At 47.4% G+C, this 18,156-nt stretch carries 19 protein-coding genes; 9 read left to right on the top strand and 10 right to left on the bottom strand.

Annotated elements, in window-relative coordinates:
* Positions 1–46: 46 nt before the first annotated feature.
* The 4 genes from BM058_RS09975 to BM058_RS09960 all read left to right on the top strand — a co-directional run bounded on the left by BM058_RS09975 (position 47) and on the right by BM058_RS09960 (position 1,837).
* The gene (locus BM058_RS09975) at positions 47–688 is read left to right on the top strand and encodes a hypothetical protein (protein ID WP_090926896.1); all 642 of its coding nucleotides are present in this window, start codon (positions 47–49) and stop codon (positions 686–688) included.
* Between the two features lie 70 nt (positions 689–758).
* Positions 759–986, top strand: a complete 228-nt coding sequence (locus tag BM058_RS09970; protein WP_407690173.1) for a spore coat associated protein CotJA — start codon at positions 759–761, stop codon at positions 984–986.
* On the top strand, positions 983–1,252 hold the full coding sequence (locus BM058_RS09965; RefSeq protein ID WP_090926894.1) for a spore coat protein CotJB: 270 nt from the start codon (positions 983–985) through the stop codon (positions 1,250–1,252). The genes BM058_RS09970 and BM058_RS09965 overlap by 4 nt, the downstream gene beginning before the upstream one ends.
* A 15-nt stretch (positions 1,253–1,267) precedes the next feature.
* On the top strand, positions 1,268–1,837 hold the full coding sequence (locus BM058_RS09960) for a manganese catalase family protein (protein WP_090926893.1): 570 nt from the start codon (positions 1,268–1,270) through the stop codon (positions 1,835–1,837).
* A 295-nt stretch (positions 1,838–2,132) separates the two neighbouring features.
* Here BM058_RS09960 and BM058_RS09955 read toward each other — a convergent pair whose 3' ends face one another.
* Positions 2,133–3,269, bottom strand: a complete 1,137-nt coding sequence (locus BM058_RS09955; protein ID WP_090926892.1) for a PQQ-dependent sugar dehydrogenase — start codon at positions 3,267–3,269, stop codon at positions 2,133–2,135.
* 129 nt (positions 3,270–3,398) lie between these two features.
* On the opposite strand from BM058_RS09955, the gene recQ reads away from it, so the two are divergent.
* Positions 3,399–5,180: a DNA helicase RecQ gene (gene recQ / locus BM058_RS09950; RefSeq protein ID WP_218151897.1), complete on the top strand. Its 1,782-nt coding sequence runs from the start codon at positions 3,399–3,401 to the stop codon at positions 5,178–5,180.
* Positions 5,181–5,241: 61 nt separating this feature from the next.
* On the top strand, positions 5,242–5,388 hold the full coding sequence (locus BM058_RS18240) for a hypothetical protein (protein ID WP_177195508.1): 147 nt from the start codon (positions 5,242–5,244) through the stop codon (positions 5,386–5,388).
* A gap of 211 nt (positions 5,389–5,599) precedes the next feature.
* On the opposite strand, the gene BM058_RS09945 is transcribed toward BM058_RS18240, so the two are convergent.
* Together BM058_RS09945 and BM058_RS09940 are read right to left on the bottom strand one after the other, a co-directional pair.
* Complete coding sequence (locus BM058_RS09945; protein ID WP_026703289.1) at positions 5,600–5,800, bottom strand: cold-shock protein; 201 nt, start codon at positions 5,798–5,800, stop codon at positions 5,600–5,602.
* Positions 5,801–5,970: 170 nt separating this feature from the next.
* Positions 5,971–6,759: a PAS domain-containing protein gene (locus BM058_RS09940; RefSeq protein WP_090926891.1), complete on the bottom strand. Its 789-nt coding sequence runs from the start codon at positions 6,757–6,759 to the stop codon at positions 5,971–5,973.
* Between the two features lie 185 nt (positions 6,760–6,944).
* Between BM058_RS09940 and BM058_RS09935 the strand changes: the two genes are divergently transcribed.
* Positions 6,945–7,355: an organic hydroperoxide resistance protein gene (locus BM058_RS09935; RefSeq protein WP_218151896.1), complete on the top strand. Its 411-nt coding sequence runs from the start codon at positions 6,945–6,947 to the stop codon at positions 7,353–7,355.
* 47 nt (positions 7,356–7,402) lie between these two features.
* On the opposite strand, the gene BM058_RS09930 is transcribed toward BM058_RS09935, so the two are convergent.
* From BM058_RS09930 to BM058_RS09910, 5 genes are all read right to left on the bottom strand, one after another.
* Complete coding sequence (locus BM058_RS09930) at positions 7,403–8,896, bottom strand: tripartite tricarboxylate transporter permease (protein WP_090926890.1); 1,494 nt, start codon at positions 8,894–8,896, stop codon at positions 7,403–7,405.
* Positions 8,897–8,911: 15 nt separating this feature from the next.
* Positions 8,912–9,370 (bottom strand): tripartite tricarboxylate transporter TctB family protein, encoded by a 459-nt coding sequence (locus BM058_RS09925; protein ID WP_090926889.1) that lies wholly within the window; start codon positions 9,368–9,370, stop codon positions 8,912–8,914.
* Between the two features lie 80 nt (positions 9,371–9,450).
* Positions 9,451–10,482, bottom strand: coding sequence for a tripartite tricarboxylate transporter substrate binding protein (locus tag BM058_RS09920; RefSeq protein WP_090926888.1), 1,032 nt, complete (start codon positions 10,480–10,482; stop codon positions 9,451–9,453).
* Positions 10,483–10,702: 220 nt separating this feature from the next.
* Positions 10,703–11,398, bottom strand: coding sequence for a response regulator (locus BM058_RS09915; RefSeq protein WP_090926887.1), 696 nt, complete (start codon positions 11,396–11,398; stop codon positions 10,703–10,705).
* Entirely contained in the window at positions 11,395–12,987 is a 1,593-nt protein-coding gene (locus BM058_RS09910; protein ID WP_090926886.1) for an ATP-binding protein, read from the bottom strand. Before BM058_RS09910 ends, BM058_RS09915 begins: the two co-directional genes overlap by 4 nt.
* A 145-nt stretch (positions 12,988–13,132) precedes the next feature.
* Between BM058_RS09910 and BM058_RS09905 the strand changes: the two genes are divergently transcribed.
* Positions 13,133–15,307: a DNA topoisomerase III gene (locus BM058_RS09905; RefSeq protein WP_090926885.1), complete on the top strand. Its 2,175-nt coding sequence runs from the start codon at positions 13,133–13,135 to the stop codon at positions 15,305–15,307.
* Between the two features lie 418 nt (positions 15,308–15,725).
* Here the strand turns inward: BM058_RS09905 and mqo are convergent, their stop codons facing one another.
* Complete coding sequence (mqo, locus tag BM058_RS09900; protein WP_090926884.1) at positions 15,726–17,222, bottom strand: malate dehydrogenase (quinone); 1,497 nt, start codon at positions 17,220–17,222, stop codon at positions 15,726–15,728.
* Positions 17,223–17,478: 256 nt separating this feature from the next.
* Complete coding sequence (locus BM058_RS09895) at positions 17,479–17,700, bottom strand: hypothetical protein (RefSeq protein ID WP_090926883.1); 222 nt, start codon at positions 17,698–17,700, stop codon at positions 17,479–17,481.
* Positions 17,701–17,958: 258 nt separating this feature from the next.
* Between BM058_RS09895 and BM058_RS09890 the strand changes: the two genes are divergently transcribed.
* Positions 17,959–18,156: hypothetical protein (locus BM058_RS09890; RefSeq protein ID WP_143083009.1), on the top strand; the 198-nt coding region annotated here is incomplete at its 3' end.

Below are 18,156 nucleotides of genomic sequence, written 5' to 3'. Positions count from 1 at the left end.
AAAACAATCAATCTATCCTATATACGAAAGAAAGTAGTGGCTGAGCATGACTGCAGCAAACACTGAGCGTTCCAATCTGGATATTACATATGAAATTATCATGGTGCTGCTCGCGGCGTTATCGATCGGAACGCTTTGGTATGACACGGCGGTGGATAATTATCTGATATGGGGAACGTGGGGTGTGTTTTTCGCAGATTTTGTCTACCGGCTTTGGCGCGCCGACAGCAAATGGCAGTTTATCAAGGCCAACCCCTTTCTAGTCATTGCCGTCATTCCGCTTGATGCCATCTTCCAGTTTGCGCGTTTCGCCAGAATCCTCCATCTTCTCCGCCTGAAGACGATCACGAAATATTATACGATGCCGCTGATCCGCTTTCTGAAAAAGCAGAACCTGGCACTCGTCGCATCTGCGGCGTTTGGTTTTTTATTTATCACCATCATTCCGCTTTATCACCTGGAGCCGGAGCTGGTCAGTTACTGGGACGCTTTCTCCAGCAGCCTGCTGTCGCTCGTTTTTTTCGGACGTTCGGACTTTGATCCTGTCACCGGAGCTGGACGTTTTCTGCTCGTCCTGCTCAGCATTCTCGGCGTGGTGTTGTACGGCTTAATCATAAGCACAGCATTGGATCTCCTCTATCAGACAAGCTTTGTGCAAAAATGGCTGAAAAAAAGAAAAGAAAAATGAAAAGCATTCTAATCAAACATAATCCGGCATAAGGTGAAGTAATCCGTTTTATACAAAGGCAGGTATGCACATGAAAGAATTTACCCAGCGGAAGTATTACCGGCCGTATGTCAGTCCGTTCGATCCGTGTCCGCCGATTCGTGTGAAATCCTACGAAACACCGCCTGAACTTTATCTTGGGTATCAGCCGTACAATCTGCCGCAGTATCCGCCGCAGCAGGCGCTTTACGCCGGGACGCTGTGGCCGGCGCTGTTTTCTCCGTACAACGGCAGATACTGGGGGAGGGAAGAGTCATGAGCAGCCAGGTGCAGCTCCCAAAAGAGTTTTACCCGCTGATGGAAGAACTGCAGGTGGTGGATTTTGTCCTCGTCGAATTGACCCTTTATCTTGATACCCACCCGGAAGATTATGCAGCAATCCAGCAGTTCAACGATGCCTCCTACCACCGCAGAATGCTCGTTCCAAAAGTCGAACAGTACATCGGTCCGCTGCAGCAGTTCGGTAACAGCTACAGCGGTTATCCGTGGAACTGGAATCAGGCACCGTGGCCATGGCAGATATAATGAAGGAGGCTGTGTATGTGGATTTATGAAAAAAAGCTGCAGTACCCCGTGAAAGTGAGCACATGTAATCCGATGCTCGCGAAGTATTTAATCGAACAGTACGGGGGAGCGGACGGGGAATTGTCCGCCGCCCTCCGGTATCTGAATCAGAGGTATTCGATTCCGGACCGGGTGATTGGGCTTTTGACCGACATCGGTACCGAAGAATTCGCGCATCTTGAGATGATTGCGACGATGGTGTACAAACTGACAAAAGATGCTACTGCCGAGGAAATGGAGAAAGCGGGGCTCGGGGCTCATTACGCGAATCATGATAACGCGCTGTTTTATCACAATGCTGCCGGCGCACCTTGGACGGCGACCTATATCCAGGCTAAAGGGGATCCGATTGCGGACTTGTATGAAGATATCGCAGCCGAAGAGAAGGCACGTGCTACATATCAATGGATTATTGATATGAGTGATGATCCGGATCTAAACGACGGACTCAAATTTCTGCGCGAGCGGGAGGTCGTTCATTCCCAGCGCTTCCGGGAAGCAGTGGAGATGCTGAAAGAAGAACGGGACCGGCAGAAAATATTTTAAAAGAAAGAAGGCACCGGGGTGTATGCCCCGGTGCCTTTTTTAGCTGCGCTGTTGTTTTTTGGACTTTGCATGTATTCCAGTTGATTTGGCATGTGAAGGGAGAGACTTGGCATGTATTCAGCTCCGGTTGGATTGTAAAAAATGACTCGGACGGTATTGCCTTTCACTTGGCATGTATGAACGGGCATTTGGCATGTAAATAAAGAAATTTGGCTGGTAAGTCATTAAAAAATCCGGATGGCAGCACAGCGGGCTTTACCATCCGGATCATATGTCGCTTGTTTTGGCTGCGCGATCAGGAGCTGCCGTTCAGTCTCAGCAAAAGGTCGTCCTCTTTCCCGGGGTTTCCGCGGCCGTCGGTGTTATTGGTGATTACATAAAGGGAGCCGTCGTGCTGGAGTACGTCTCGGAGCCGCCCCTGTCCGCTGAACACGACTTCCATTGATTCATTCTCCACATCAAAACGCATCAGCTGGGTGCCGCGCAGGCCGGTGACATAAAACGCGCCGGATTCACCGAACGTTGTTCCCGACGGGGCCCATGTGTCCGAGCCGGAGTGAACGAGCGGGGCCCGCATGTTTTCTGCGCTTTCGTTCCCGGTGATCTCCGGCCAGCCGTAGTTCGCGCCCGCTTCAATCCGGTTGATTTCATCGCGTGCATTGGAGCCGTGTTCGGAGCTGTACATTTCCCCGTTTTCATTCCAGGAGATGCCCTGCGGATTCCGGTGGCCGTAGGAATAAATATACGATCCCTCAAACGGGTTATCGTCCGGTACGTTTCCTTCCTGTGTCATCCGGAGAATGCTGCCGGCTTTGGAGTCTCTGTTCTGGGCGGCATTTTCTCTGCCGGCATCTCCTGCGGTCGCATATAGCATATCATCCGGCCCGAGTTTCAGGCGTCCGCCGTTATGAATTGCACCTCCCGGAATACCGTCCACCAGCACGTCCTGTTCCTGCCATGTTCCATTTTCAAGCGTCACCGACACAATCCGGTTCGACAGTGATTGATCCTCTTCATATGTGTGATATACCCATGCTTCCTGCGACTGCGCGAAATCCGGGGCCAGTTCAAAACCGAGCAGTCCGCCCTCTCCGGAAGCCGCCACAGGCTCGTTCAGTTCGATATTCTGCCGTTCTTTTTCTCCATTTTCATTCACGTGGACTATAGTTCCGCCCCGTTCCGTGATATAAAAGGAATTTTGATGAACCTCCACGTCCCACGGCACATTCAGACCGGAGGCAATCGTTTCGGCTGACAAGGCAGACGACGCGTCATCAATCGTATTCCCGTCTGTCGGTTCGTCTCCGCTGTCTGTTTCCGGACCGGAGGAGGCACCGTTTTCCATTCCGCTGTCTGGTTCTTCTTCGTTATCTGCGGGACTGCAGGCGCCAAGCAGTATCATAACACTGCCTGCTGCTATTATTTTTTTCATTTTCTCCTCCTTTGGGTAAAAAGCATTTGGTTTTTGCATTCCCTTCGGTCCGCTTTACTAATCGTTGAAAAATCCCTTTTTCAATAGAGCGAAAGCGCAGTATAATAGATGAAGAACAGGAGGACGGTTATGCTGGACGAAGCGAAAGAGAAACTGCAGCATCATTTCGGTTATGAAACGTTTTTGAATGGACAGGAGAATATTCTGCATCACGTCATGCAGCGGCAGTCGGTGCTCGGTATTATGCCGACGGGCGGGGGCAAATCGGTCTGTTACCAGATTCCGTCCCTTTTACTTCCGGGGATTACCGTCGTCATTTCCCCTTTGATTTCCTTAATGAAAGACCAGGTGGATGAAGCGCGTGAAGCCGGCATTCCAGCAACATTTATCAACAGTTCGCTGTCCTATGACGAGATGCAGGAGCAGATGGATTCTCTCCGGCGGGGAGAGTGCCGGCTTCTTTATGTTGCACCGGAGCGCCTGTCCAACCAGGAGTTTCTGCGTCAACTCCAGTCCATTCCGGTATCGCTTACGGCGGTGGATGAAGCTCACTGTTTGTCGCAGTGGGGTCATGATTTCCGGCCTGCGTATATGGAAATCCCAAAATTCCTTTCCTTTACAGGCAGTGACACAGCAGTCCTCGCTCTCACCGCAACAGCAACCCCGCAGGTGGCACAGGACATATCGCATGCTTTGGACATCCCGCCGGACCAAATGGTGAAAACAGGATTTGCGCGTGAAAATTTAACGTTTTCTGTCGTGAAGGGTCAGAACCGGGAGGCCTATATCATCGATTACGTCAAGAAACGTAAACAACATCCGGGCATTATTTATGCGAACACGAGAAAAGAAGTAGAGAAGCTCTGGGAGATGCTGCACAAAGAAGGCATCGCCGTGGAAAAATATCACGGGGGCATGGAACCGGCCGAAAGAGAATTGGCGCAGGAGCGTTTTGTGTATGATGAAGTGACGGTCATGGCAGCAACCACAGCGTTTGGAATGGGGATTAATAAATCCAATGTCCGGTTTGTTCTTCATGCCCGCATGCCAAGAAACATAGAATCATATTATCAGGAAGCGGGTCGTGCCGGACGCGACGGTGATCCTGGAGACTGCACGCTGCTTTTCTCGCCGCAGGACGCAGGCACGCACCAGTTTTTGATCGATCAGTCCCATCTTGACGAAGAACGAAAAGATAAAGAATACCGCAAGCTGAGGCAGATGATTCATTACTGCCATACTGAAGACTGCCTGCAGAATGAGATGCTCCGTTATTTCGGGGAAGAGCCGCAGGAGCCGTGCGGCAGGTGTCTGAACTGTACCGATGACCGGACGCTTGAAGATGTGACCGAAGAAGCGCAGATGGTGTTTTCGTGTGTGAAACGTATGCGGGAGCGGTTCGGGAAAGTGATGACGGCTCAGGTTCTGGCAGGGTCATCCAATGAAAAAATCCGTACGCTGAATCTTCATACACTCCCTACCTACGGTCTGATGAAGAACAGAACCCAGAAGGACGTCGCCGCCTTTATTGATTTTCTTGCTGCTCATGCCTACCTTTCGTTGTCTGACGGGGCTTATCCGGTTCTCACCCTGACAAACGCAGCGATAGATGTATTGCGGGGCACAGACCGGGTGATGAGAAAGGAAACATTGACAGCGGAAACCGTAAGCAGCGAAGATCCGCTGTTTGAAGAAATGAGACAGCTGCGCCTGCATCTGGCTAAACAGCACGGTGTTGCTCCTTATATGGTGTTTTCGGACAAAACATTGAAAGAATTCTGCCGTCATCTGCCGCAGGAGGAATCGGAGATGATGGAAATCAAAGGAGTCGGCAGGCAGAAGCTCGAAACATATGGAGAACCTTTTCTGGAGGTATTGCAGCGTGCAGCGGCCGGGAAAGTCAAAAGTTGAGCATATTGCTTTTCAATGGGGGAATACCGGAATATAATAGATAATACAGGAGGGATACGTGATGGTTGTCTTACATGTGATGCAGCACCTCAGAGCTGTTGCTGTCGGATTGTTTTCGCTGACAGCGTTAAGTTTGTTTACCTTTCAATCGGTGGAAGTGGTACAGGCGTTTATGGCTCTGTTTTCTGATCACTTTCATAAACATTAAAGAAGAAAAAGAAGACCGGAGTTTTTCGCGAAGGAAAGACCCCGGCCGTTTTTTTATTCTTAAATGGAAAAATAAGGATTATGTTCCTGTGTGACATATTATACGGATGGCGCGGTGGAGCTGTAACGAGGCAGGCATAACCGTCGAATTAAACCCTCAAACGTAAAAAGAACCCTCCGCGTGGAGGGTCCTTTTCATATCTTTGTTGTCATTATTGTTTGTTTACGTTAGCAGCTTGTGGACCGCGGTCGCCTTCAACGATTTCGAAGCTAACCTGCTGGCCTTCTTCAAGTGTTTTGAAACCTTCTTCCTGAATAGCGGAGAAGTGAACAAATACGTCGTCTGCTCCTTCACGTTCAATAAATCCAAAGCCTTTTTCTGCGTTAAACCATTTAACTGTTCCTTGTTCCATGTGATCCTCCTGTGTACGCTTTTTGCGCACCAAATAAATTACTTATCTTGCTAAACGCTACGATTGCCCGGAAAATTTATTCCAACAATCTTAGGTGACAAAATAGCAAGTTCATCTTATCATGGCTTTCAAATAAATGCAAGCATTGAACGAAAAATGTTTTACAACATTTAATCACTCTCCTGCAATACCTTCACAGCATCTTTAATCGTAGAAAAAATTCTGATGTTGCTGATCCCGCTGTTCAGATGATTCGACTTCATTGCCATATGAGGGGAGATGCCGGTGATGACAAGTTCAGAACCAAGCAGGCGGACGAGATGATACAGGTTGAAGAGACCTTTGATCGTCTCCTCATTCAGACTTGTGAGGCCGGACAAATCAAGAATAAGCACTCCCACTTTGGAGGAATGAATCGTTTCAGTGGTTTGATCGAATATAATCTGCAGCCGTTCGTCATCCACATTACCGATAACCGGAAGGGCAAAAATATCATCAGCAATGGGAATGATGGGCGCAGAAAGCAGTTGAATTTCTTTGTTGTAGCCGGCGGCTTTTTCTTCAGCCGAGCGCTGCTTTGTTATATCTTTTTGTACACCGGCGAAATAATGTTTATCTTCTTCTTCTATGTAAACAGGTTCCATGTGAAGATCATTCCAAAACGCTGTGCCGTCTTTCCTGTAGTTCAGAATTTGGACGGATACAGGAGATACATTCTGGATGGCATGCCGGATTTTATCAATCTCCTTCTGCGGGGTATCTGTTCCCTGGAGGAAGCGGCAGTTGAATCCGAGGACTTCTTCTGCTTTGTAGCCGGTAACATGAAAAAAACCTTCATTTGCGTAAATGATGGGATTGTCATTTTTTTCAGGGTCAGTAATGATAATACCTGAGCCTGCGGCATCCAGAGTCTTCATAAGAAGATCTATGGAGATTGGATTAGAAAAGGGATTTTGCATATGTGTTGACTCCTTTGCCCTGATATCTAAACTATATTATATCAAATTTTTTAAAGCAGTTCCTCTCTTTGCAGAAAGAAAATCATCAATTTTATGTTTAATCAGCGATGAAACGTGAAATATATATCACTGTGCAGCTTAGATACTTATAACTAAAAAATATACGAAGAGGATTGGTGATTTGTATGGCAATTTATACAGCAAAAGCAATAGCAGAAGGCGGCCGTGACGGTCATGTAAAAACAGAAGATGGAAAAATTGATGTAAACCTTGTCACTCCGGGAACCGGCTCTGATGAAGGCACCAACCCGGAGCAGTTGTTTGCAGCAGGCTATTCCGCATGCTATGACGGTGCGTTGAACCTTGTCGCAAAGAACCAAAAAAAGGACATTGATTCCACAGTCACCGGTGAAGTCAACCTTAATAAAGACGAAACCGACAACGGATTTAAACTCAGTGTTGTACTGAACGTGGAGATAACCGGCGTTTCCCAGGAAGAAGCAGAAGAGCTCACAGCCGCTGCCCATCAAGTCTGCCCGTATTCCAAGGCAACACGCGGCAACATCGAAGTAACCATTAACACCGAAGCGAAATAATGAAAAAAAGCGTCCCGGACCGGGGCGCTTTTTTGTGGTTTCCCGTTTTATTTCTGCTCCGCTTTTTTGCGGCGTGTGTTCTGTACGATCGGCACAATAAACGATAAGAGGGCGATAAGTAAAAGACTCATTGCAATCGGCTGGGTGACGAACACGGTGATATCGTTATTCGATATCGTCATCGCCTGCCGGAATGATTCTTCCATCATCCCACCGAGAATAAAGGCAAGAATGAAAGGGGCAGCTGGAAATTTGAAAAGCCTCATAATGTATCCGATGGCTCCGAAAATCAAAAGCAGGTACAAATCAAATGTGTTGAAACTGATGGCATAAACCCCGATCATACTAAACATGATTACCATGGAAATCAGCATCGGACGTGGGATCGCCAGTATTTTTGCAATGTAGGGTATGAGCGGCAGATTCAGAATCAATAGAAAAACATTGCCGATATACATGCTGATAATGACACCCCAGAACAATGCAGGTTGATCCTGAACTAAAAGCGGTCCCGGCTGAATATCGAGGACAAGCAGTGCCCCCAGCAGCACAGCCGTAGTGCCGGATCCCGGAATGCCGAGGCTGAGAAGCGGCACAAAGGCTCCGCTCGTTGCTGCGTTATTGGCCGTTTCCGGAGCGGCGACTCCTTTGACCGATCCTTTTCCGAATTCTTCTGGATTTTTAGCGATCTTTTTCTCTGAGATATATCCCATAAATGAGCCGATAGTAGCTCCGGACCCCGGAAGAATACCAAGAATAAAACCAAGAAACGACTGCCTTCCCATAGGACCGCTCATGTCTTTCAGGTCTTTTTTCGTCAACTTTAGACTTCCGATGGAGCCGTTTCGCTCTGGTGATTCATGCCGGTTGATAATAAGAGCGCATACTTCAGCAATAGCAAACAACCCGAGAGCGACGACAAGAAAATCAATTCCCTCGAGAAGGTTAGGGTTACCGAATGTGAACCGTGTCGTCCCTGTCTGGCTGTCAATACCGATTGTAACGGCCATAATGCCGGTTACAGCTGATATCAAGGCTTTGATGGTGGAACCATCAGCCAGACTGGATATTGCTGTAAGACCCAGTACCATTAAAGCAAAATACTCGGCAGGGCCGAATTGAATAGCGATGTTAGACAGCACCGGAGCAAAAAGCATCAGCAGGATAACGCTGATTGTTCCTCCGACAAACGAGGAGATGGCGGCAATGGCAAGGGCTTTTCCGGCTTCTCCCCGTTGTGCCATGGGGTACCCGTCAAATGTCGTGGCGACCGTCCCGGAAATTCCCGGTGCATTCAACAATATGGAAGAAGTCGATCCACCGAAAACAGCTCCGTAATAGACACCTGCCATCAGCACGAGCGCAACAGCCGGATCCATGTTATACGTAATCGGAATCATGATCGCAATGGCGCTGATAGGACCAAGACCCGGCATCATGCCGATCAGGGTTCCTGCTACGACCCCTAAGAATACAAATAATAATCCCTGAAAACTAAACGCAAGTTGTACTCCGCTTAATATTCCTTCCAATGAACCCATGATCTGTCCTCCTTTCTAAAACGGCAAAATGCCGGATGGCAGTGCGATACCGAGCATAAATGTAAAAAGACTGTATAAAACAACTGGAAACAAGACTGCCGTTACAATGTTTTTGACATGTTTTTGATAGCCAAGGAACCAGGAACAAAGCCAGATAAACAAGAACGATGTAACAATAAAACCGACACGTTCCAGCAGAAAGATATAACAGAAAGTAAGAAGCAGTACTCCTGCCATCTTTATAAGATCGTTTTTTGCGATACGCCTGCTTTGTTTCTCTTCTTCTGTCTCCTGGTCTTTGAAAAAGAACAGAATGACACTCAGAAGAATAAGGAGCCACCCCAGAATTTTCGGCATCGTATCAGCGCCGATCGGTCCTGCTGTGAAACTTTCCAGTCGATAGGCGAGAATTAAGTAAAAAACGGCCAGAGCAATGAGAAATAGACTGGCTTTCCGGTGGACCGGCTTCAACACCGGCAGCACCCCCTTTATAATGGTGGTAAGTAAGACAGAGCCGTGACCGGAATGCGATCACGGCACAAGTAGTTTAAGTGTTATCCGCCTGAAATGTTCAATTCATTTAATAATTGCTGCATGGATTCTTTTTCTTCTTTCAGGAACTGCGTGTATTCCCCGCTGTCCATGTACATTTCATTCCAGGCGAATTTTTCCCGCGTGTCGGCCCAGTGTTCAGACTCACTCAATGCTTTGAATTTTTCCTCATAGTAACTGATTTGTGCTTCTGTCATATCAGGTGGACCGAAGAATCCCCTCCAGTTTACAAATGTTTCATCAATACCCTGCTCTTTTGCAGTCGGGAATTCACTGACTACATCGCCTTCCAGCCGTTCTTCCGCGGTAACCCCGAGAACCCGTATTTCTTCAGCGCGAACCTGCTCAATGGTTTCTGTTACTCCCGAAGAATAGACATCCGCGTTGCCGTTCAGCAGGTTAGTCATTGTGCTCCCATCCTGTGCCGATACATATTTAATGGATTGTGGATCAACACCGGCAGCCTTGGCGATTTTAACGAACTGGATGTGGTCCATACTGCCTGGTGAAGATTCCCCGATAACCGTTATATCTTCAGGATTGTCCTTCATATCGTCAAACAGTTCGTTAAGGTTATCCCACTTTGCATCATCCCGGACTGCGAAAGCTCCGTAATCAGAAATCATATTGGCAATCGGAGTGAAATCTTCAAATCCGTACTGAGATTGCCCGTTTAATGGAACCAAGAGAAGTGGGGGGGATGAAACAAACATATGATGAGGATTACCGGCTTTCTCAGCGATATAAGACCAGCCGATGGCTCCCCCTCCGCCTTCTTTGTTTACCACACCAATGCCTTTATCAATGATGCCTTCACTTTCGAATCCTTCGGCAGCCATACGTGCAGTTGTATCCCAGCCTCCGCCGGCTCCGGAGGGAGCAACGATTTCAAGAGATTGCTGTGGTGTCCAGTTTTCCTGTCCGGACGAACCGGAAGCGCTTCCATTTTCATTCGAACCCGAATTTTCTGTTCCACAGGCGGCGAGACCCAGTACCGTGAAAAGACTTAAAGATAAAACCAGTGATTTTTTCATTAAGAAACCCCCTTTGTTTAAATAACTGTACACATCATAAAAGATTCAGCGGTTTATGTAATCGTTTTCAATTTAAACGATATAAAAAACAATAAACGAATAATGTTCATTCTGTTCATGGTGGTTCTGAAAAATAAAAGGGTAAAAGGAATCGAGGGGGTGGAGGTTAAGATGAACAGGCCTTTTACAGACATAAAAAACCCCGCTCTGCAAAGCGGGATTATTTTTGAAAGTATTTACGTTCCGGGCGGCCGACGATGCCGTATATTGGTTTGGCCTCTGCTTCATCAGCTGATATCAGGTATTCGAGGTAGCGTCTTGCAGTGGTGCGGGAGGCTCCTAGAAATGTTCCCATCTCTTCGGCGGTAACTCCTTCTTTCATCTCATTCATTTTCTTGCGTACGGACTGCAGGGTAAGTGGGTCTATACCTTTAGGGAGCTGTTCCTCGGAATTTACTTCTACTTGCTCTAAAGGTGGATCGGGAGGCTGATGGAAGGTGAGTTGATCGATATGAGACTGTGTCATTTCCCCGTCCTCACTTAAAAGTCCTCGGAAAGCAAGATAATTCTGCAGCGTCTGTTCCAGTCTTTCCAGAGACACTGGCTTCACTATATAGTCAAAAACCCCGTATCGGAGAGATTTCTGCACGTGAGTGGTACTGGAAGATGCAGAGATAATAATGATATCTATATCCGGAAAATTCTCGCGGATTCGACTGAATAAATTGGTTCCAAGTTCATCCGGCATAAAAATATCTAAAAGGAGAAGGTCGACCGGATGCTGATCCAGTATTTCCATCGTCTCCTTGGCGTTCAATGCCTGGTGGCTGCATTGAAACCCATCGACACGCTCTACAAGTTCCTGGTGAATGGATGCGATGCGGAAATCGTCTTCTGCAACAGCTGTATGTATCATGGCTTTGCTGCGCTCCCTTCTTCTTTCGGAATATAAATGGAGCATACGGCTCCGTTTTCTGTTCCATTCTCGATTTCCATCATTCCACCCAAACCATGAACAGTTTCCTGAATAATAGCGAGGCCGTATCCTCTTTTTTGAGAACCGTCTTTCGTAGTAAAGCCTTTCTCAAGTATTTCAGTGATATCAGCCTGAAGACCTGGGCCGTTATCAGAGACCTCAAATACAATGTCGCGGCCAAGGTCGGTTACAAAAAAGGACACAACAGGATTCTCCTGGTATGATACTGCTTCAAGAGCATTATCGATAATATTTCCAAGAATGGATATTAAATGGCTTTGACTGATATGAGGCGGAAGCGGATCGAGCTGGCTCGATTCATCGATTTGTAAGTCGACTTTCTTTTCCGAAGCACGGCCGGCTTTGCCGGTGAGTATGGCTTGGACCGCACTGTCTTTAATCTGATGAAATAAAATGGATGCCTGTTTTTCTTGATTAACTGTTTCTTCTTCAATCAGCTGCACAGCTTCCTTGTTTTTACCTAAATGGAGGTAGCCGGCAAGGGCATAGAGCTTATTTGAAAACTCGTGATTCTGGGAGCGGAGATCATCCGAATACTTTTTTATGTCCGACAATGTATTTGCCATCTCCATCATCTCTGTTTTATCCCGGAATGTTGCGACCACCCCGGCAATAGTATTCTTATGATAAATTGGTTCGCGGTTCACAATGAAAAGTTTACCGTTCATCGACAGTTCCTGATTGAATTCCGGTTCTCCATGCTGCAGTACTCGTTTCATGACTGAATTGGGAAGGATACTCGTTACCGGGACTCCTTCAACATGGCTCTTTAAGCCCAGCATGTCAGCAGCCGAGTCATTTATCGTCGTAATGTTTCCATCTGTATCGATGGCGATAATCCCTTCTCGTATGGCTTTCAGTGTAGATTGACGTGTTTCATATAGATCAGCAATCTGATACGGTTCGAGTCCGTACATATCGTTTTTGATGCTGCGGGATAGGAATATGGCTCCAACCGTTCCGAATCCAATCGCAAGAAAGGTAAGGAGTCCTAGAACCCCGAGGCGCTGCAGCACAGTACTTCGCAGATCCTCAATTAAAAAACCGACAGATATGATTCCTACTATATCACCATTGTCATTTCGAACCGGTGTTTTACCACGCAGCGAAGGCCCAAGTGTTCCTTCTGCTCTGGATATGTAAGATTCACCATGTTGAAGAGCTCTGGCGTTATCACCACCTACCATATGTCTGCCGATTTTCCATTCATCCGGGTGGGCATAACGGATACCGCTTTCATTTCCTATGACAACAAACTCAGCCCCAGCCTGTTTACGGACTCGTTCGGCATAAGGCTGGAGTCTTTCACTTGGATCAGGGGAACGGAAAGCCTCCTTGACAACAGGTGAACCTGCGACGTAGGTTGCTGTACTTAACGCCTTATCTCCTAGTCTGTCCTCAATGTCACGGAACTCCATGTAGGCAAAGAAACCGGATAAAATAACGGTGATAAATGTGAGCAGGGATAAGATAAGTACTATAATTTTCGTTTGAATACTGACACGCATGTCCCCGCCCCCTTTATACCCATGGTGAAAATTTGACAACAGTGTGAATCCTACCATAAGATGACGTTCTGCATCCGTCAACCTTTAAAAAGCAGGATATGATAAAATAGAGGGAGAGAGAACAGAAGAGGAAGGATTTTGATCGATGAGTAAATCAGTCATTCTTGCCGAAAAACCATCGGTAGGAAAAGATATTGCCAGAGTGCTGGGATGCAGGAACGAAAAAAATGGTGTTATTGAAGGGTCGAAGTATATCGTAACGTGGGCGCTCGGCCACCTTGTCGGCCTCGCGGAACCGGATACGTACGACGCAAAGTACCAGACGTGGCGGCTGGAAGACCTGCCGATGCTGCCGGAGCAGCTGAAACTGTCTGTGATCAATAAGTCCGGGAAACAGTTCAATACGGTAAAAAGACAGCTGTCCCGTGATGATGTCAGTGAAGTGATTATCGCCACTGACGCCGGCCGCGAAGGCGAGCTTGTCGCGCGCTGGATCCTCGATAAAGCCAACACAAAGAAAAAAATCAAGCGGCTCTGGATTTCATCGGTAACCGATCAGGCCATAAAACAGGGCTTTCAAAACCTTCACGACGGGCGGAAATTCAATTCGCTTTATGCAGCGGCTCAGGCAAGAGCCGAAGCGGACTGGTACGTCGGCATGAACGCCACCCGCGCGCTGACGACGAAGTTCAATGCCTCCCTTTCCTGCGGTCGAGTGCAGACGCCGACTCTTGCGATGGTGGCGTCCCGGGAACAGGAAATAAAAGAATTTAAGCCCGACACGTTTTATCAGCTTTATGCGAAGGCGGAACGAGGACCCGTGTTTTGGTGGAAACATTCAAAATCGGGCGATACCCGTTTGTTTTCCAAAGAAAAAGCGGAACAGCTTGAGCAACAAGTGAAAAACAAGCCGGCCGTTATCACGTCGGTGGAGCGAAAAGAAAAGAAGAATGATGCGCCGCTTCTGTACGACTTAACCGAACTGCAGCGCGAATGCAGCCAGCGCTTCGGGTACTCCGCCAAAGAGACACTCAGTGTCCTGCAGCGGCTGTACGAAACGCACAAAGTGCTCACCTATCCGCGGACAGATTCGAACTATCTTTCTTCCGATTTAAAAGGCACGATGAAAGAAAGACTGAAAGCCGTCGATGTCCGTCCGTTTTCGAAAAATGTGCTGACCATCAACAAAAACGGGTGGAAGATGGCCGGCCGGATGTTCAATGACAGCAAAGTCTCCGACCACCATGCCATCATTCCAACCGAAGAAGCGCCGGTATACCCAAAAATGTCCGATAAAGAAAAGAAATTGTATGAGATGGTCGTCACCCGTTTTCTCGCAGCATTCTTCCCGCCGCAGAAAAAAGAGATGACGGACCTGCAGGCAGAGATCGGCGGAGAGCCGTTTGCCGCAAAAGGAGAAAAGGTGCTCGAAACAGGCTGGAAAGCGGTGTATGATTCGGAAGAAAACGAAGAAAAGAACAGCATTCCATCCGGAGTCAAGGGACAGGATACACTGAACCTCGTGAAAAGCGGACTCGACAAAGGAGAAACAAAGCCTCCGTCGGCGCTGACGGAATCGGCACTGCTTTCGGCGATGGAAAACCCGGCCCGGTTTATGAAGGGAGAAGACAAGGAACTCCTTCAAACAATTAAGCAGTCAGGCGGCATTGGTACAGTCGCGACGCGGGCCGACATTATCGATAAGCTCCAGAACTCTTTTCTGCTTGAAAAAAGAGGAAATGCGTTTCATGTTACCTCAAAAGGAAAGCAGCTGCTCGACCTTGTTCCCGAAGAACTGAAATCAGCTACACTGACGGCCGAGTGGGAACAGCAGCTTGATGATATTGAAAAGGGAAACCTGAATAAGAAGGAATTCATCAATCAGATGAAATCCTATGCCGGAGAAATTGTGGACGGTATAAAGAAGAGTTCGCAGTCGTTCAAACACGACAATGTCACTGGAACGCCGTGTCCCGAATGCGGCAAATTGATGCTTGAAGTAAAAAACAAAAACGGTAAAATGAAAGTCTGTCAGGACCGCTCCTGCGGGTACAAAAAGAACATCGCAAAGTCGACCAACGCCCGCTGTCCGAACTGCAAGAAGAAAATGGAGCTGCGCGGGGAAGGGGATGGAAAGATTTTCGTCTGCCGCTGCGGGTATAAAGAAAAAGAATCATCTTTTGTGGAACGGCGTAATAAGGAAAAGCAGGACAAAGCGTCGAAGCAGGACGTGAATAAATACCTGAACAATCAGGAGGACGATGGCATCGCCAACCCGGCCCTCGCCGAAGCTCTGCAGAAATGGAAAAACAAAGACTAAAAATAATACGCGGCATGTCCGCTGAAAAACTGCTCCCGGCTGTCACCAGAGACAACCGGGAGCAGTTGATTTTAAACGAGGGCTGAGCGGGTTGTGGACACTGCCGTCGAAAAATAAGGGAATAGTGTACACGAATCACTGTTTTGTGGACACTATGCCGCTGAAAGCAGGAAGTAATAGGTGCCGGCGGAAGTCCATGGACACTATCTGCCGGCAGGGGAGTAATAGTGTCCACGAACAGTACTTCCGTAGATGCTATGGGCACTGCCGGGTGGTTTAGTGTCCACCGAACCGCTGCGGCCAAGAACAACCGCAGCAGAGCTCCAGTAAATGGATCTTTCTAAAAAAAGCAGCCCCGTCAAATGACAGATGGGGCTGCTTTTCCCATAGGAATCAGCTTTCAGCCGAATACGGCTTTTTACGTTTTGGCATCGGTCAAGCCGAGGGTGCGTGAAGTTGAAACATGAACAGTATCAAGCAAATCAGGATTGTCCTCGAGTGATTCGCCGTAAGAAGGAATCATTTCTTTAATTTTAGGCTTCCATGCTTCGAGATGATCCGGGAAGCACTTTTCCAAGACTTCCAGCATAATGGAAGCTGACACCGAAGCTCCGGGGGACTCGCCGAGAAGCGCCGCGAGCGACTGATCGTCAGAATGAATCAATTTTGTGCCGAACTGCAGAGCTCCCCGGCCGCCGTTCTCGGTATCTTCAATCAGCTGCACGCGCTGACCTGCCACCAGGATATCCCAATCCCTGCTTTTAGCATTCGGAACGAATTGACGCAGCTCTTCCATTCGTTCTTCCTTGGACATTTTCAGCTGTTTGGCCAGGTATTTAATCATCGGTATATTCTTTGCGCCCGCTGCCAGCATGGTAAGGGTGTTGTTCGGTTTAACAGAATATAATAAATCCATGTAAGAACCGGTCTTTAAAAATTTCGGCGTAAAGCCGGCGAATGGTCCGTACAGCAGAGTGTCTTTCCCCTCGATATGCCGCCGGTCCAGGTGGGGAACTGTCATGGGCGGTGTGCCTTCCGGTTCTTTACTGTACACTTTGGCGTCGTGCTGTTTGACAACTTCTGGATTATGACAAACGAGAAATTCGCCGCTGATAGGGAAGCCGCCGATATGCCGGCTCTCAGGGAGCCCTGTTTTCTGCAGTAACGGCAGCGCACCACCTCCGGCACCGATAAATACGAAATCGGCTGTATGTTCTTCCAGGGTGTGGTGTTTTGTATTCTGTACTTTTACTTCCCAGCTCCCGTTTTCCAATTGGTTGAGATCATCCACCGTATGATTATAACGAATATCTACATTATCCTGTTGAGCCAGACTGTCCAGAAGCTGACGCGTTAATTCACCGAAATTGACATCTGTTCCGTGGCCGGCTTTTGTTGCCGCAACAGGTTTTTCAGAAGTGCGGTCCTCCATCATTAAAGGTATCCACTGCATTAAGCGTTCAGGGTCTTCGGAAAATTCCATGCCCTGAAATTGGGGGTGGTTGGACAAGGCGTCATACCTTTTCTTTAAAAAGGCTGTGTTCTTTTCCCCGGACACAAAACTTATATGGGGCAGGGGACGGATGAAATCCCGGGGATCTGTAATATCATTTGTCTTTACCAGATGAGACCAGAGCTGCATGGAAACCTGGAATTGATCATTAATTTTAACTGCCTTGCTTATATCAATGGAGCCATCCTGCTTTTCGACGGTGTAGTTTAATTCACACAAAGCTGCGTGCCCTGTACCTGCGTTATTCCATTCGTTCGAACTTTCTTTTCCTGCTGTGTCGAGCTTTTCAAAAATGGTGATATGCCAGTCCGGCTGTAACTTGTTCAGAAGTGTTCCCAGTGTCGCACTCACGATGCCGGCACCAATGAGAATAACTTCGGTTGTCGTTTGATTATCGGTCATATTCGTTCCTCCTTCGCTTTTTAAAGCAGGACAGACCCCGCACAATCCCTTTTAGTCTGTTATCCATCCAATCTATTATACTATTGTAAACAAGAATGACACCGATTACAATAAGTGATATGGTCATCAGATGACTATATTATTTAAAAACTCATTTCATTCTTTCAGGAAATGAGTGGACATTCTTTATGAAGCAGAAAAACAGAATCCTGACCAAAAGAAGCCTGTTTCCCTAAACAGGAGAACAGGCCGTTTTCTATAAAAATAATTTGTCTTCAAAATCGTGCAGCCGGTTAGCCATCGTGACGATGTATTCCTGCTTGTAATATGGATGCACATCTTCTGCCAGTTCTTCTTCGGTTCCTGCATAATGAATGTGCGTATTTCCACCCTGCATTCGTTCGATGGTGTCGGAAGTGCCGACGGTAATCTGCCGTTCCGTGCCATTATAAAGATAGGCGAACTTTTTATCAGTCATGACAGACCTCCTTTATACATGCCGTCTTCGAACACTATATCCATCTACTCATCTATCTTGATGAATCTATTTTCAGTATAGAATCAATTTTTTAATAATTCAAGTTTCAGTACATTAAAATTCTGTTACAAGGTGTAGAATGTATGTGTAAAATAGTTCTCGGTAGTTGCGAGAGCTGATCGGTGGCAAAAAAAGAGAAGGTCCTCTATCATCAATGTATGCCTAGCGAGCAAATACAGAGTGAAAAGAGGCCTTCTCATGAAACCCATTATAGCAGAAATGCACGAGATATTGAAAGAAACACCGGATGTTTTGGATATGGAAGAAAAGCTGCAGCAGCTGATGTTCCGTTGGTTCAGTGATTTGGTGGGAGAAGCTCTCACCCTGCTGGATAACCCGGTGAGAGAAGCGAAAAAGGACGAAGGATGGGACGTTGAAACGCGGGATGCGAGAACC

It is taken from the genome of Salibacterium qingdaonense, from assembly GCF_900114715.1.
Taxonomy (GTDB): Bacteria; Bacillota; Bacilli; order Bacillales; family Marinococcaceae; genus Salibacterium; species Salibacterium qingdaonense.
The sequence above is the reverse complement of the archived record's forward strand: the minus strand, read 5'-3'. Positions and strand labels throughout refer to the sequence as shown.